Origin of the sequence: Oxalobacter paraformigenes (genome assembly GCF_000158475.2) — a bacterium.
Lineage (GTDB): Bacteria > Pseudomonadota > Gammaproteobacteria > Burkholderiales > Burkholderiaceae_D > Oxalobacter > Oxalobacter paraformigenes.
Genome location: NZ_KI392031.1, coordinates 365,523 through 379,973, shown reverse-complemented (window position 1 = coordinate 379,973; position 14,451 = coordinate 365,523). Strand labels below are relative to the sequence as shown.

Annotated in this window: 13 protein-coding genes; 8 read left to right on the top strand and 5 right to left on the bottom strand. The window is 57.0% G+C overall.

Features of this window, described 5'->3' with window-relative positions; all coding sequences use genetic code 11:
- Positions 1-116: 116 nt before the first annotated feature.
- From OFAG_RS05215 to OFAG_RS05190, 3 genes are all read left to right on the top strand, one after another.
- Entirely contained in the window at positions 117-1,214 is a 1,098-nt protein-coding gene (locus OFAG_RS05215) for a porin (RefSeq protein WP_020994889.1), read from the top strand.
- A 687-nt stretch (positions 1,215-1,901) separates the two neighbouring features.
- The gene (locus tag OFAG_RS05200) at positions 1,902-4,163 is read left to right on the top strand and encodes an arginine/lysine/ornithine decarboxylase (RefSeq protein ID WP_005877439.1); all 2,262 of its coding nucleotides are present in this window, start codon (positions 1,902-1,904) and stop codon (positions 4,161-4,163) included.
- A 466-nt stretch (positions 4,164-4,629) separates the two neighbouring features.
- Entirely contained in the window at positions 4,630-5,076 is a 447-nt protein-coding gene (locus OFAG_RS05190) for a GNAT family N-acetyltransferase (RefSeq protein ID WP_005877440.1), read from the top strand.
- Between the two features lie 70 nt (positions 5,077-5,146).
- On the opposite strand, the gene OFAG_RS13690 is transcribed toward OFAG_RS05190, so the two are convergent.
- From OFAG_RS13690 to OFAG_RS05155, 5 genes are all read right to left on the bottom strand, one after another.
- On the bottom strand, positions 5,147-5,386 hold the full coding sequence (locus tag OFAG_RS13690) for a hypothetical protein (protein WP_020994888.1): 240 nt from the start codon (positions 5,384-5,386) through the stop codon (positions 5,147-5,149).
- A 189-nt stretch (positions 5,387-5,575) separates the two neighbouring features.
- On the bottom strand, positions 5,576-5,953 hold the full coding sequence (locus OFAG_RS05180; RefSeq protein ID WP_005877441.1) for a GPW/gp25 family protein: 378 nt from the start codon (positions 5,951-5,953) through the stop codon (positions 5,576-5,578).
- Positions 5,950-6,369 (bottom strand): phage tail assembly protein, encoded by a 420-nt coding sequence (locus tag OFAG_RS05175; protein WP_196806214.1) that lies wholly within the window; start codon positions 6,367-6,369, stop codon positions 5,950-5,952. The genes OFAG_RS05180 and OFAG_RS05175 overlap by 4 nt, the downstream gene beginning before the upstream one ends.
- Positions 6,370-6,772: 403 nt before the next feature.
- Entirely contained in the window at positions 6,773-7,006 is a 234-nt protein-coding gene (locus tag OFAG_RS05165; protein ID WP_020994887.1) for a hypothetical protein, read from the bottom strand.
- A 326-nt stretch (positions 7,007-7,332) separates the two neighbouring features.
- Positions 7,333-7,521: a hypothetical protein gene (locus OFAG_RS05155; protein ID WP_020994886.1), complete on the bottom strand. Its 189-nt coding sequence runs from the start codon at positions 7,519-7,521 to the stop codon at positions 7,333-7,335.
- A gap of 495 nt (positions 7,522-8,016) precedes the next feature.
- On the opposite strand from OFAG_RS05155, the gene dapC reads away from it, so the two are divergent.
- From dapC to OFAG_RS05125, 5 genes are all read left to right on the top strand, one after another.
- On the top strand, positions 8,017-9,216 hold the full coding sequence (dapC, locus tag OFAG_RS05145) for a succinyldiaminopimelate transaminase (protein WP_005877443.1): 1,200 nt from the start codon (positions 8,017-8,019) through the stop codon (positions 9,214-9,216).
- A gap of 28 nt (positions 9,217-9,244) precedes the next feature.
- Entirely contained in the window at positions 9,245-10,090 is an 846-nt protein-coding gene (gene dapD, locus OFAG_RS05140) for a 2,3,4,5-tetrahydropyridine-2,6-dicarboxylate N-succinyltransferase (protein ID WP_005877444.1), read from the top strand.
- Positions 10,091-10,101: 11 nt separating this feature from the next.
- Complete coding sequence (dapE, locus tag OFAG_RS05135; RefSeq protein WP_005877445.1) at positions 10,102-11,229, top strand: succinyl-diaminopimelate desuccinylase; 1,128 nt, start codon at positions 10,102-10,104, stop codon at positions 11,227-11,229.
- A gap of 283 nt (positions 11,230-11,512) precedes the next feature.
- Positions 11,513-12,421 (top strand): 50S ribosomal protein L3 N(5)-glutamine methyltransferase, encoded by a 909-nt coding sequence (gene prmB / locus OFAG_RS05130; RefSeq protein WP_005877446.1) that lies wholly within the window; start codon positions 11,513-11,515, stop codon positions 12,419-12,421.
- Positions 12,418-14,379 carry an ATP-binding cassette domain-containing protein gene (locus OFAG_RS05125; protein WP_005877448.1) on the top strand — a complete coding sequence of 654 codons (1,962 nt, stop codon included), beginning with the start codon at positions 12,418-12,420 and terminating at the stop codon, positions 14,377-14,379. The genes prmB and OFAG_RS05125 overlap by 4 nt, the downstream gene beginning before the upstream one ends.
- The last annotated feature ends 72 nt before the right edge of the window (positions 14,380-14,451 follow it).

Here is a 14,451-nt window from a genome sequence, read left to right as displayed (position 1 = left end):
CACGGCATTGAAACCTCCCCGATCATGGGAACCGGACAAGGACGCGAACACGCAAAAAGTGTCCGCAAACGCTCATGAACAGCCAGGCAGCTCTCAGACATCCATTCGGAGAAACAATGAAGAAAACCTTATTCGCTCTCGCGCTTGCCGGGACATTCGCCGGTGCGGCGCACGCCCAGAGCAACGTGACCATTTACGGTCTCGTGGATACCGGCTTCATCAAGGAAACCGGTTCTGACGTGGAAATGGGCAACAACCACGAAAGCCGTATCGGTTTCAAAGGCACTGAAGACCTGGGTAACGGATACAAGGCCCTCTTCCTGCTGGAAAAGCGGATCAATCTGAACGACGGCACCAATCTGGGTGAAGTCGATTGGGACGGGGGCGCCAATGTCGGCATCAGCGGCCCCTTCGGCACTGTCCGTTTGGGACGCGTCAATGAACTGCCGACTGAAACCCTGCGCACGCTCGACCCGTTCGACAACGACAGTATCGCCAACATGCCGTATTCGACCCAGCGCTCAAGCCGCATTTCCAATACGGTGCGCTATGACAGCCCGAACCTTTCCGGCTTCCAGATCGGCGCCACCTACACGCTGGGGCGGAATACCCGGGGCAGTGACGCCAATAACGCGTTCGTTCAGGCCGGCGCCGATAACGACGGTTATGCCGGTTCCATCCTGTACAACAACGGCCCGGTCACCTTGCTCGGCAACTGGAGCCGTCTGGACGACTCCAACAACTCGTATCGCTGGAATCTGGGCGGCGCCTACAGCTGGGGCAAGCTGAGACTGTCGCTCGCCTACGAAAAAACCAGAGACAAAGGCTGGCGTCACGGCGGCGAATCAAATAGCGGCGCCGATGATTCTTCCCTGATCAACGGCTTTAAAGCCGACATGAACAGCTGGCTCGTCGGCCTGAACTATGTCATCGGCCCCGGCACCCTGAAAGCGTCGTTCAATTACGTCAAGCTCAAAGACGTCCGCGGCGTCCCGGCAGAAGATGGCGGAAATTACTGGGCCGACAACAGCTCGGCCGATCTGAAGCAGTACGGCCTCGGTTACATCTACGACCTGTCCAAGAGAACGTCTTTATATGGCATTCTGGCCTACACCGACTTTGAAAACGAAGCCATTTCCAATTTCTTCAGAGGCAGCGGCTATAACGAAGACAGCATCACCGGCGTGCAGATCGGCATTACCCACCGGTTCTGAGCGCTGACCGTTTCCAGTGGCTTACGCCACGGAAAAGGGGGCTCCCGCCCGGTTTCCGGTGTCGCGACTCCCCAAGGGGCGCAGTTCATCTGCGCCCCTATCTTTATTCCCCCGGGAAATCCTCATTTCCTCTCTCCGTTACCGGAAAAAGTCCGGCTCCATCACGTTTTGCCCGCTTCGGAAAACCTTCATAAAACGCGTTCCCCGCATTTTTGCCCGCTTTCCAGACGGAGCGCCGCATACGGCATGATGAGTCCGCCATTCCTTTAGCGGCCGCCCTTTTGCCGGCGAACCGGCATGCGGGCGGAACGGCACTCCCGTATCGACCGGTATCGGGACGGCTTCCTTTATGAAAACGCCGTGTTGCCGGGTCCATCCCTTGCGGGAAAACAGCCGGCCACGCCAAACCGGCCATTCATATACCCTTATCCAATTTATTGATTTTTACAAAAAATTTCCTCCAGGCAATCCTCATGACATTGGGCGTCCCCGGTCTTTCGGTCCCTGTCGGAAAGGTGTTGTTTTGCTGGCCCGCCATTTCACTGAAAACGGGAATAAAAAATGCAAAAAAATCCAGATAACGTATAATTCGGGACAAAATTTCCGGCATGGCCGACCCCCCGAAAAAACCTGGCAGAACAAGGGGATGCCCGCTGCCTTTTCCCACCGTCACACTTGGAGATTGCGATGAAATTTCGCTTTCCTATCGTCATCATCGACGAAGACTACCGTTCCGAGAATTCTTCCGGACTGGGTATCCGCGCGCTGGCCAAAGCGATGGAAGATGAAGGAATGGAAGTCCTGGGCGTCACCAGCTATGGCGACCTTTCGCAGTTCGCGCAACAGCAGTCGCGCGCATCCGCTTTCGTTTTGTCCATCGACGACGAGGAATTCGGCGAAGGCAGTGAAGAAGAAATCAACGAGGCCCTGAAACCCCTGCGCGCCTTCGTGACCGAAATCCGCAGCAAGAACGCCGACATCCCGATCTATCTTTATGGCGAAACCCGCACGTCCCGGCATATCCCGAACGACCTGTTGCGCGAGTTGCACGGCTTCATCCACATGTTCGAGGACACGCCGGAATTCGTCGCGCGGCATATCATCCGCGAGGCGAAAACCTATCTGGACGGACTGGCCCCGCCGTTTTTCCGCGCCCTGATGCATTACGCGCAGGACGGCTCCTATTCCTGGCACTGTCCGGGCCACTCCGGCGGCGTCGCTTTCCTGAAATCACCGATCGGCCAGATGTTCCACCAGTTCTTCGGTGAAAACATGCTGCGGGCCGACGTCTGCAACGCGGTCGAGGAACTGGGGCAACTGCTGGACCATACCGGCCCGGTCGCCCAGAGCGAACGCAACGCCGCCCGCATTTTCAATGCCGATCACTGCTATTTCGTCACAAACGGCACCTCGACGTCCAACAAGATCGTCTGGCATTCCACCATCGCCAGCGGCGATATCGTCGTCGTTGACCGCAACTGCCACAAGTCGATTTTGCACGCCATCATCATGACCGGCGCCATTCCGGTTTTCCTGATGCCCACGCGCAACCATTACGGCATTATCGGCCCGATTCCGAAAGCGGAATTCGAGCCCGAAAACATCCGGAAAAAAATCGAGGCCAACCCGTTCGCCCGGGACGCGGTGAACAAAAAACCGCGCATCCTGACCATCACCCAATCGACTTACGACGGTATCGTCTATAACGTCGAAACAATCAAAACCATGCTGGACGGCGAAATCGACACGCTTCACTTCGACGAAGCCTGGCTGCCGCACGCCGCTTTCCACGATTTTTACCGCGACATGCATGCCATCGGCAAATACAGTCCGCCCGCCAGACAATCGATGATTTTTTCCACGCAGTCCACGCACAAGCTGCTGGCCGGCCTGTCGCAGGCTTCGCAAATCCTCGTCAAGGAATCGGAAGAAGTCAAACTCGACCAGAACATTTTCAACGAATCCTTCCTGATGCACACGTCCACCTCGCCCCAGTACGCGATCATCGCGTCCTGCGACGTGGCCGCCGCCATGATGGAACCGCCGGGCGGCACGGCGCTGGTCGAGGAATCCATTCTCGAAGCGCTGGACTTCCGCCGCGCGATGAAAAAAATCGAAAAGGAATGGGGCAAGGACTGGTGGTTCGAAGTCTGGGGCCCGGACGATTTTGCCGAAAACGGCATCGGCCAGCGCGAAGACTGGATACTGAAAGCGGAAGACACCTGGCACGGTTTCGGCGACATCGCCCCCGGGTTCAACATGCTTGACCCGATCAAGGCAACGGTCATCACCCCCGGCCTGTCGCTTGCCGGCGAATTCGAGAAAACCGGCATTCCAGCTTCCATCGTCAAGATGTATCTGGCGGAAAACGGCATCATCGTCGAAAAATGCGGCCTGTACAGCTTTTTCATCATGTTCACCATCGGCATCACCAAGGGCCGCTGGAACACGCTCGTGACCGCCCTCCAGCAATTCAAGGACGATTACGACAAGAACCAGCCGATCTGGCGCATCCTGCCCGAATTCGCGGCCGCGTATCCGCGCTATGAACGGCTCGGCCTGCGCGACCTTTGCCAGAAAATCCACGATTTCTACCGCGAAAACGATGTGGCCCGCCTGACGACCGAAATGTATCTCTCCGACATGAGCCCGGCCATGAAACCGTCGGACGCCTACGCCAAAATGGCCCACCGCGAAATCGAGCGGGTGCCGATCGACGAACTTGAAGGCCGCGTCACGTCCATTTTGCTGACCCCTTATCCGCCGGGCATCCCGCTTCTGATTCCGGGCGAACGCTTCAACAGGACGATCGTCAATTACCTGAAATTCGCCCGCGATTTCAACGACCGCTTCCCGGGATTTGAAACCGACGTCCACGGCCTGATCCGGCAGGAAAAGAACGGCAAATGGGAATATTTCGTCGATTGCGTCAAAAAGGAATGCGTCTAGGCATCCGGCCATTCAAAAAACGGGACACAATGTCCCGTTTTTTCATTTTCCCCTGTTTCAAAATCGCCGCAAAAAGGCGTCCGGCCGCATTTGTTCCCGGGCAATCGCCTGTCTGGGACGCGTTTCCCTGAAATCCCCTTTCCGGTTTTAGCGGGCACGCCATGTCCTGTCCTCTTTTCCGACCGGTTCCCAGCCTGCGAACGGCGTCAACCGGCAAAATCCCGGAAGGGTGAGCGGGCCCGGCCTCTCCAGAGGGAAAACCCCGCACGCCCGGGACTCCCAAGCCGCGCTTGCGAAAAATAGCCCGATACACGCTGGCCTTTACCCGTTTCAGCGTACGCCATCCCGTCAGCCAGCCGCTTTTCCATCCGTCATGGCTTCGCTTTCAGGAAAATCCGGTATATGATCCTGTCCGGAACCTTCTAACCATCCGGGCATCTTTTCCCGGCACCTTATCGACACCTCCATGCGCATCGAACGCATCGCCGAAGACAAACGCCGCTTTCTTCCCCTGCTCCTGATCGCCGACCCGGACGAGGGCATGATCGGCCGGTATCTTGACCGCGGCGATCTTTTTGCCCTGTACGACTCGGGCGAATTGAAAAGCGTTTGCGTCGTGACCGCCGAAAGCGAAACGGTGTGCGAGCTGAAAAATCTGGCGACAGAGGAAACCGCGCGAAACCGGGGATACGCCACAGCCTTGATCCGGCATGTCCTGGACGTTTACCGCGACCGGTTTTCCGTCATGCAGGTCGGCACAGGCGATTTTCCGAAAACCCTCCGGTTCTATGAACAATGCGGTTTTGTTTTTTCCCACCGGGTTGCCGGTTTTTTTACCGACCATTATCCGGAACCCGTTTTCGAGGAAGGCGTGCTCTTGACCGATATGGTTTACCTGAAACAGGCGCTGTGACGGCAAACGCTTTTCCATTGCCGCAGATAAAATGCCCCTGCCGTAATGTCTGGTGAAAGTCCGCTCCCGGTCAAACCGTTTTCACCGACCGGCTTCTCACCCGGCGTCCGGTATACCGGCTCCCCCTTTCGGCAACGGGCAAGGGCATGCTGACAGTCCGGCTCCGGCTGATGAACCGGTTGGCCCCTCCCGGCATATCATGGGTCGGCTCTTCGCTTGAAGGGTCCCGGAAGAGAATCATCGCGATCATGCAGGCCGGCAAACCGCCGAACAGCATGGCCCGGCAGAGCTTCGGGGAAATAGTGTTCATGATCGAATCCTTTCGTAAAAATGGAGCATTGTCCTGTCGGGACAGGCGTCTTGTGGACGAAAGCCTTCAGGCAGGAACAGATGACAGGCGGGATATGAAAAAGACGTGACAGCTTCACCGGAAAAAACGCAACACAAACGCGAAAAAAGAGGTATTGACAAGACAGACGCCGGTAAAGTTCCGGAAAATCTAGCTGTTCAATGGAAAAGGCACAACCAGTTCATCGTATTGTCCGGTCGATTTCACTACCCAGGAAACCTTCAGGAAATCCGGTTTGCCGTTTTCCTGAGCGCTTTCCACAACGACGCGAACATTTGCCGCCCTGGGCTCGTATTCGCCGATTATCCCCGCCGCTTCCTCGCATGCCCGTTCCCGGTCAGTCACATCCAGCCAGACGTTTACCGGATCGTAAAGGCGGCATCCAAGTGCAGGCTGAAACGATCTTCCGCTAACCCGCGTATGCAGGATAACCTCAATGGAAGCCTGTATGGCTTTTGTTTCCTTCCGTTCCGGTTCGTCCTTTCCGGACGCCGGAGCAGCCGGCCTCTTTTCCATTTCCTTGTTCATGAAAACGTTTTCAGGTCGTTAAAATCGAGGGGTATCCTGTGATGGCATCCGCATTGGGGACAAACCCCATTGACAACAGGTTCCCCGGCCATCTCGTTGATCCGCCGATACATGTCCTGCAAAAAAGCCATATCGGCAGTAAAAAGATTTTCGATAACCCCGGCATTGATTTCCGGCAGTTCCCCCAGCCGGACAATGACGCGCGCAAGCACAAGAACCGGCAGATAAGCGGGATTCTGCTGCGCCCGGAAATCTCTCATCGGAACGACTTCATCCGCTGCCGTCGCCAACCGCATGAGGCCTTTCCTATGCACCTTGCCCTGGCTATCGATAAATCCGCGCGGCAAGGTGAATTCAAATTCCCTGTTGAAGATCATTTCCGCTTCTCCCCACCCTGTCCGCTTCGTCCATCCCATTATGGAAGAAAACCGGATATTCTACAATTGGAAAAAAGAAGCTTGCCCTGCCTGACCAAACCGGCGACAAAAGGCAGACAAGGCGTCGCCGCTTACGGACAGAAGCGGTCTGCAAACGCCACCGGTTGCCTCCAAAACGTCCGGCGCCGTTTTTCTGTCCATTCCGCTTTTACCCCCGCAAGCGGCGGCACTCCCGATAAGGCCCCTCCCTTGCCTGGCCTGGCAAGCCCTGCCCTTTTCGACGACTCCAAAACAGGCCGCCCTCTCCGGAAAACCTTCAGGCAAAAAACCGGGGCTTGCGGACTTTGAAAAAAATACCGCAATCCCAAAAACGGGGATAAAAAAAGCCGGAAACCCGGTTTCCGGCAAAATGAAAAAACGCTTAAGAAAGGCAAAAAAACCATTACTCCAGGTCAGGCAAAAATCGTTTCGATACATCGTTTCGGAAAGACCGTTCCGGGCTGGCTGCGGCAACCATGTCGATCCGGCTTGCAATCTGTTCCGTCTCTGTCGTCAAAACCGCGGTAACGAACTCGCGTATTGGCGCCCGGTAAAGCAACATGGCAGCCAGACAGGCGGGAATGCTTGCCAACAGAACGGCTTGACGTAATTTCCGGTTTCTTGCTGCATCATCCATAATCAGAATCTTCCTTGAAAGAGACGATCACATTCGGGTACCCGACAAATTGCATGACCCAATCAATGTACACGTGCCATTTTGCGCCGTGAATGGCACACCTGCCCTGAAATGGATCAAAAGAAAACCCGTTTGTTTTTGCGTTTTGTCAAAAGCTGTCCTGTCTAAACCGCGGGCCGCCTGGGTCGCCAGACCTTCCCGGCAACCAAAAAACCCGGTCTCCTTTCCGTTTCCGGACGATATGGGCAAAAAAAACCGGAAAACCTGTTTCCGGCAAAATGAAAAAACTCTCAAGAGGGATAAACAGAATCCGCGTCGCCGCTTCTTCATCGGCAAGCAACCGGTACGGCATTCCCAACAGAAGCAAAACCGAAACCGCTTGACCTGACGCGATGCGTTACGGCAACACGCTTGCTGATACGGCCGCGCGCTTCATCTCTGACGGCCTTGTTGCCATCCGCCACGATCTGACCGACTGTATCGCGTATCTTCCGCTTGTTGATGACGACTTCCATGACGATTCCTTTTCAAAACGGTTGATCACATCCGGAAAAACTCCGCCTTGTGGGCCTTGTCCTCCGACCTGTGCAGAATAGCGGTAGCGTATGACCGGGCCGTGACAAAAAAGAAACGCCGCCGGAATCGGGCAGGGAAGACATAAGGATAGACTGGCCGCCTCGCAAACAGTTTCCCGCCTTCCCGAAAAAACCGCTTTTCCTCCAGCAGGATCCCCTGTTTTCAAAGGCTTTTCAGGCACGCCCATTAAAACACGCAGGAAAAACCCGGTTGCCGGTTTCATCAATTTTCTTCATGAAAACGGATAAGGCATGACAAAAATCAGATGAAAAGCGAACGCACTGTTTTGAACGAAAATTCACCAATATGGCACGATTTATGCGTTCATTTGCTTGCCCGACAAAAAAACAGACCGCAAAACAATGGAAAAGTACGATAATAATTCTCATTCCATAGCATAACCCTTTCCGTGCCACACGTTCCGAGTCCGACTGATGAATCCCTTACTTGACCGACTGCAATCTTACCCGTTTGAAAAACTGCGCAAGCTGTTTTCCGGCGTCCGCCCGAATCCGGCCTTTACGCCCATCAACTTCGGCATAGGCGAACCGCGGCATCCCGCTCCCGATTTCATCCGGCAAGCCCTTGCCGACAATCCGGCCGGCCTGTCCCGATATCCGGCTACCCTGGGAACGATCGCCTTGCGCGAAGCGATCGCCAACTGGCTGGCCAGACGGTACGGCATTCCCGCTCCCGATCCGGCAAAGCAAATCCTGCCGACACTGGGTTCGCGCGAAGCCCTCTTTGCGCTGGCGCAAACCGTCCTCGATCCGGCCGGACACGGCATCGTCGTCTGCCCCAATCCGTTTTACCAGATTTATGAAGGCGCCGCCTTGCTGGGCGGAGCCGAACCCTACTTCATCAACGCCAGTCCGGAAATGAATTTCGCCTGCGACTACGACAGCGTGCCCCAAGAAATCTGGGCGAAAACGAAACTGCTCTACACCTGTTCGCCGGCAAACCCGACAGGCGCGGTCATGACGCTTCCCCAATGGAAAAAACTGTTCGAGCTGTCCGACCGCTACGGTTTCGTCATCGCCTCCGACGAGTGCTATTCCGAAATCCATTTCGGCACGCCGCCGCTGGGCGGGCTGGAAGCCGCCCATCAACTGGGACGCGAAGGGTATCCCCGGCTCATCATGCTTTCATCCCTGTCCAAGCGCTCCAACGTGCCGGGCATGCGTTCCGGCTTCGTGGCGGGGGACGAAACCCTCATCGGAAAATTTCTCCTGTACCGCACCTACCATGGCACCGCCATGAGCGAAACGGTTCAGGCCGCTTCGGTTGCCGCCTGGAACGACGAGCGGCACGTCGAGGAAAACCGGGCGAAATATATCGGCAAATTCCGTGAAGCGTTGCCTGTTCTCCGGCAGGTGCTGAATGTGGCCATGCCGGACGCCGGTTTTTATCTCTGGGCCGAAGTACACGAAAAAACAGGCCTTTCCGATACGGAATTCGCCCGCGGGCTCTATGAAAGCCATCACGTGACCGTCCTGCCCGGCAGTTATCTGGCCCGCGAGGCGCAGGGGGAAAATCCCGGAAAAAACCGCGTCCGGATCGCACTGGTCGCCGAACCGGAAGAATGCCGGGAAGGTATGGCCCGCATCGCCGAATTCGCCCGCCAACACTCCTAACCCCAAAACAGCGAAAAAGAGGAACACCATGACACAGGAAGAACAGCTCAAACAGATCATCGAAGACGCCTGGGAAAACCGCGACAGCTTTACCGCCGGCGACGCCTCTCCCATTCTCCGCGCCGCCATTGCCGAAGTCATCCGGCAGCTCGACTGTGGCCTTTTGAGAGTGGCGGAAAAGAAAAACGGCGAATGGACGGTCAACCAGTGGACGAAAAAAGCGGTGCTGCTGTCTTTCCGGCTTCAGGAAAACTTTTCCATGCCGGTCGGTTCCGACGGTTCGCCCGCCCTGCATTTTTACGACAAGGTCACCAGCAAATTCGCCCGCTACACGCAGGAAGATTTCGCCAAAGGCGGCTTCCGCGTCGTCCCTCCCGCCGTTGCCCGGCTGGGCAGCTATATCGGCAAAAACGTCGTCATGATGCCCTCCTTTGTCAATATCGGCGCTTATGTCGATGAAGGCACGATGATCGATACCTGGGCCACCGTCGGTTCCTGCGCACAGATCGGCAAACACGTCCATCTCTCCGGCGGCGTCGGCATCGGGGGCGTACTGGAACCCATGCAGGCCAATCCGACCATCATCGAGGACAACTGCTTCATCGGCGCGCGTTCCGAAATCGTCGAGGGCGTCATCGTCGAGGAAAACAGCGTCATCTCGATGGGCGTCTATATCGGCCAGTCCACCCGCATTTACGACCGGGAAAACGACCGCATCCTGTACGGCCGCGTTCCGTCCGGTTCCGTTGTCGTGCCGGGCAATCTTCCCGACCCCGGCGGAAAATACAGTTTATACTGTGCCGTCATCGTCAAGCGCGTGGATGCGCAAACCCGCGCCAAAACCGCCATCAACGACCTGTTACGCGACAACTGAAAGGAAACGCCATGACTTCGACCCTTGCTCTTGCCAGCGCCCTCATTGCCCAGCCCTCCGTTACCCCGGCAGACGGTGAATGCCAGAATCTGCTGAAAGCGCAACTGGAACCGCTCGGGTTCGAATGCGAAACGATCGTCTCCAACGGCGTGACCAACCTTTGGGCGCGCCACGGAAGCGCTTCGCCATTGCTGGTATTCGCCGGGCATACCGATGTGGTTCCCAGCGGGCCCATCGAAAAATGGACATCCGATCCGTTCGTGCCGACCGAACGGGACGGACGCCTTTACGGACGGGGCGCTGCCGACATGAAAACCCCGGTCGCGGCCATGACGGTTGCCGCCCGCGATTTTATCCATGCCCATCCGGACTACACGGGTTCTATCGGTTTCATCATCACCAGCGACGAGGAAGGCATCGCAACAGACGGCACCGACATCGTCGTCAAAAAACTGGAAGAACGCGACATCCGGCCCGATTACTGTATTGTCGGCGAACCGAGTTCCCTGAAAAAGCTGGGCGACACGATCAAGAACGGCCGCCGCGGCTCGCTCTGCGGCCAGTTGACCGTCTTCGGCAAACAGGGACATATCGCCTATCCGAAACGGGCCGCCAACCCCATCCATCTGGCCGCGCCCGCTCTGGCTGAACTGGCTGCCGAAGTCTGGGACGAAGGCAATGAATACTATGAACCGACAAGCTGGCAAATGTCGAACATCCACGCCGGAACGGGAGCCAACAACGTCATTCCCGGCGAACTTTTCGTGGAATTCAACTTCCGCTTCTGTACCGCCAGCACGGTGGATGGCCTGAAAAAACGGGTGCATGCCATTCTGGACAGGCATGGTTTCCAATACCGGCTCGACTGGAACTATTCCGGCGTGCCGTTTCTGACGCCCCGCGGTTCCCTCTGCGACGCGCTTTCCCGGGCCATCAAGGCTGAAACCGGCGTCACACCCGAACTGTCCACGACAGGCGGCACTTCCGACGGCCGTTTCATCGCCCGCATCTGCCCGCAAGTCGTCGAATTCGGCCCGGTTACGGAAAGCATCCACCAGATCGACGAAAACATCCTGATCGCCGATATCGAACCGCTGACGGCCATTTACCGGAAAACGCTGGAAAACCTTTTCCTGTAAACCGCGGACCCGGCCTTACCCGGGTGGATCGTCCCGGTTCGGGAAGGCAATGTTGTGCGCCCTTTCAGGAAGGGAAACCACAGGCCTGTCTCCGATTTTGCCTGTTCCCGGAAGACATGGGACCTCTGACGCGCTTGCCTGCCTCACCGGTTCCGTGCCGCTCCTGACAAAACCGGTTTCCGGGGCATTTCTTTGCTATCATATCGGGCATTCCGCCCTATCCGGACATTTCCCGCAGCAAACCGCCGTTTTTGCCGGAAATTTTCCTCTTGAACAACATGCCATGAACACACTGCAAGCCCATCCGTTTTCCACCGTGCGCGACCTGTTGCGCTACGCCGTCACGCGTTTTACCCGCGAAAAGCTCTTTTTCGGACACGGCAGCGAAAACGCTTTCGATGAAGCGGCCTACCTGATCCTGCATACCCTGTCCTTGCCGCTGGACAGGCTGGAACCGTTTCTCGACGCGACACTTTTGCCCGAAGAAACCGAAGCGGTCATGACGATTATCGACCGGCGCGTCACCGAACGGATACCGGCCGCCTATCTGACAAATGAAGCTTGGCTGCAAGGCTATTCGTTTTACGTCGAGCGCGGCGTTATCATCCCGCGTTCCTTTCTTGCCGAACTGATCGTCGAACAATTCGCGCCCTGGGTCTCCGATCCGGACGGAATTACCGACATTCTGGAACTGTGCACCGGTTCCGGGTGTCTTGCCATCATGCTGGCCGACCGGTTTGCAAACGCCACCGTCGATGCCGTCGAACTTTCCCCTGCCGCACTGGGCATTGCGCAGACGAACATCAACCGGTACGGCATGAAAGACCGCATCCAGTTGCATCACGCCGACCTGTACGACGGTATTCCGGAAAAACGCTATCAGCTGATCGTGACCAATCCGCCCTACGTGAACCAGTCGTCCATGGATACCCTTCCTCCCGAATACCTGCATGAGCCGCAAATGGCGCTGGCCGGCGGGTTCGACGGCATGGATATCGTCCGCCGCATCGTTTATACGGCTGGCGAACGCCTGACCGACGACGGCCTTCTGATCGTCGAAATCGGCAACGAGGCGGAAAACGCCATGGCCGCTTTCCCCGAACTGGAACTGACCTGGCTCTCGACATCGGGCGGCGACGACAGGGTATTCCTGCTGACAGCCGGACAGCTGAAAGGCCTGAAAAAAGCATGATCCGGTTTTCACAGTTTTCCCTGATGCGCGGCACGAAGCCGCTTTTCGACAAGGCGGACGCCACCGTCAATCCCGGCGAGAAAGTCGGACTGGTCGGCCCGAACGGCGCCGGAAAAACCAGTCTCTTTTCGCTGCTCCTGGGTGAATTGCATCCCGATGGCGGCGATATCGACTTTCCGGCCGGATGGCGGATTTCGCATGTGGCGCAGGAAACGCCCGCGCTCGACCGGCCGGCGCTGGAATACGCCATCGACGGCGACACGCATCTCCGGAAACTGGAAGCCGAACTGGCCCGGCTTGAAGCCATACCACAGGATGCCGCTTCCGGCATGCGCATTGCCGAACTGCACACGGCGCTGGCCGACGCGGGAGCGTATACGGTCAGATCGCGTGCGGAACAACTCCTAGTCGGCCTCGGCTTTTCCGCGGAAGAAATGAAGCGCAGCGTCGCCACCTTTTCCGGCGGCTGGCGCATGCGGCTGAATCTGGCGCAGGCGCTGATGTGTCCCTCCGATCTCCTCTTGCTCGACGAACCGACCAACCATCTCGATCTGGACGCCATTTTGTGGCTGGAAGACTGGCTGAAACGCTATGCCGGAACATTGGTCGTCATTTCCCACGACCGCGACTTTCTGGACGGGATCGCCAGCGTCATCCTGCATATCGACGACGGCAAGCTGAAACGTTATGCCGGGAATTATTCGGCTTTCGAACGCCAGCGCGCGGAACAGCTGGCCCTGATGCAGGGCATGATCGAAAAGCAGGCCAAACGCCGCGCCCATCTGGAAGCGTACATCAGCCGTTTCCGCTACAAGGCGACCAAGGCAAGGCAGGCGCAAAGCCGTATCAAGGCGCTGGAAAAAATGGAAGCGCTCGCGCCGCTCCGGGAAGCCTCGGCATTCACTTTCGACTTTTTCGAGCCGGAATCCTCCCCCAATCCCCTGCTTGTCATGGATGGCGTAACCGCCGGCTATACGAACCGGGATGAAAACGGCGACACCGTTTCCACTGCCCCGATCGTATCGGATATCCAATTCGCCCTGCAAACCGGCGAGCGTATCGGCCTTTTAGGCGTCAACGGCGCCGGCAAATCGACGTTCATCAAAACGGTTGCCGGCGAACTCTCGCCACTCTCCGGCGTCTTCACGACCGGCAAGGGACTGAAAATCGGCTATTTCGCCCAGCATCAGGTCGAAATGCTCAGAAACGACGAATCGCCGCTCTGGCACCTCATGAAAATCGCGCCCGACACGCGTGAACAGGAATTGCGCAATTTTCTCGGCCGTTTCCATTTTCACGGCGATATGGCCACTTCCCCCGTCGCTCCCTTTTCCGGCGGCGAAAAAGCGCGGCTGGCGCTGGCCTTGATCGTCTGGCAACGGCCCAATCTTCTCCTTCTGGACGAACCGACCAACCATCTCGATCTGGACATGCGCGAAGCGCTGACCGAAGCGCTGGCCCAGTATGAGGGCACGCTGCTGCTCGTTTCCCACGATCGCCATCTGTTGCGGGCGACGACCGACCGCTTCCATATCGTTTCGGACGGCCGCCTGCGGGAATTCGACGGCGATCTGGACGATTACCGGAACTGGCTGTTCGCGACCCGGCTGGCAAAAACCGAAGCGGAAAAACAGGACGGCGCATCAGACAAACCGGATAAACCGCTTGACCGCAAGGAGCAAAAACGGCTGGAAGCCGAAGAGCGGCAACGCCTTTCTGCCCTGAAAAAACCGCTTGAAAAACGGATTGGCTGGCTGGAAACCGAAATCGGCAAACTGAACGACAGAAAAACCGCGATCGACAGGCAGCTTGCCGATTCCGCCATTTACGAACAGGCCAACAAGGACAAACTCCGGCAATTGCTGGCCGATCAGGTCGAATGCACGAAGCGGCTGGCCGCTTGTGAGGAAGAATGGCTGGAAAAACAGGATGAACTGGAAAAAGTGCTGGCTTCCTGAACGTTTTTTGACAAAAACGGCAAAACCCTTCACTCATTGCCCCTTGCGCGGCGGGGAATTCATGGCGGAATC

What these genes read in the sequence shown, in the direction of transcription:
- OFAG_RS05215 (WP_020994889.1), top strand. Translation starts at nt 117, where the DNA reads ATGAAGAAAACCTTATTCGCTCTCGCGCTTGCCGGGACATTCGCCGGT.
- OFAG_RS05200 (WP_005877439.1), top strand. Translation starts at nt 1,902, where the DNA reads ATGAAATTTCGCTTTCCTATCGTCATCATCGACGAAGACTACCGTTCC.
- OFAG_RS05190 (WP_005877440.1), top strand. Translation starts at nt 4,630, where the DNA reads ATGCGCATCGAACGCATCGCCGAAGACAAACGCCGCTTTCTTCCCCTG.
- OFAG_RS13690 (WP_020994888.1), bottom strand. Translation starts at nt 5,386, where the DNA reads ATGAACACTATTTCCCCGAAGCTCTGCCGGGCCATGCTGTTCGGCGGT.
- OFAG_RS05180 (WP_005877441.1), bottom strand. Translation starts at nt 5,953, where the DNA reads ATGAACAAGGAAATGGAAAAGAGGCCGGCTGCTCCGGCGTCCGGAAAG.
- OFAG_RS05175 (WP_196806214.1), bottom strand. Translation starts at nt 6,369, where the DNA reads ATGGGATGGACGAAGCGGACAGGGTGGGGAGAAGCGGAAATGATCTTC.
- OFAG_RS05165 (WP_020994887.1), bottom strand. Translation starts at nt 7,006, where the DNA reads ATGGATGATGCAGCAAGAAACCGGAAATTACGTCAAGCCGTTCTGTTG.
- OFAG_RS05155 (WP_020994886.1), bottom strand. Translation starts at nt 7,521, where the DNA reads ATGGAAGTCGTCATCAACAAGCGGAAGATACGCGATACAGTCGGTCAG.
- dapC (WP_005877443.1), top strand. Translation starts at nt 8,017, where the DNA reads ATGAATCCCTTACTTGACCGACTGCAATCTTACCCGTTTGAAAAACTG.
- dapD (WP_005877444.1), top strand. Translation starts at nt 9,245, where the DNA reads ATGACACAGGAAGAACAGCTCAAACAGATCATCGAAGACGCCTGGGAA.
- dapE (WP_005877445.1), top strand. Translation starts at nt 10,102, where the DNA reads ATGACTTCGACCCTTGCTCTTGCCAGCGCCCTCATTGCCCAGCCCTCC.
- prmB (WP_005877446.1), top strand. Translation starts at nt 11,513, where the DNA reads ATGAACACACTGCAAGCCCATCCGTTTTCCACCGTGCGCGACCTGTTG.
- OFAG_RS05125 (WP_005877448.1), top strand. Translation starts at nt 12,418, where the DNA reads ATGATCCGGTTTTCACAGTTTTCCCTGATGCGCGGCACGAAGCCGCTT.